Annotated in this window: 1 protein-coding gene; it reads right to left on the bottom strand. The window is 36.0% G+C overall.

Going from position 1 to position 253, the window contains the following annotated elements; genetic code table 11:
• Positions 1–121: 121 nt before the first annotated feature.
• Positions 122–241, bottom strand: a complete 120-nt coding sequence (locus tag QSV46_RS40395; RefSeq protein WP_314964291.1) for a Thivi_2564 family membrane protein — start codon at positions 239–241, stop codon at positions 122–124.
• Between the last annotated feature and the right edge of the window lie 12 nt (positions 242–253).

The following is a 253-nucleotide window of genomic DNA, read 5'->3' as shown; positions in this document are numbered from 1 at the left end:
CTCGAGCAGAGAGGAAAACCACTACAGTATAAAAGCTGCACCCTTTATCCAGGTCTTGCGTATTACCTCAATAAAAAAGAGGACCATCGATCCCCTTTTTTATTTGATCTATTTTGCTTTTTTAAATTCCCAGCCCTGTTAGCAATCCAAATGCTCTTAATAACCAAATAATTACGGCAATAACGATTACGATATTTAAAATCTGCTTGATTTTACCATCCATAGGAAGGTATCTATTGATTAGATACAGCAG

This window comes from Bradyrhizobium cosmicum, from assembly GCF_032290525.1.
In the GTDB taxonomy this organism is placed as follows: domain Bacteria; phylum Pseudomonadota; class Alphaproteobacteria; order Rhizobiales; family Xanthobacteraceae; genus Bradyrhizobium; species Bradyrhizobium cosmicum_A.
Note: the sequence above shows the minus strand (reverse complement) of the source record. Positions and strands in the feature narration are given on the sequence as shown.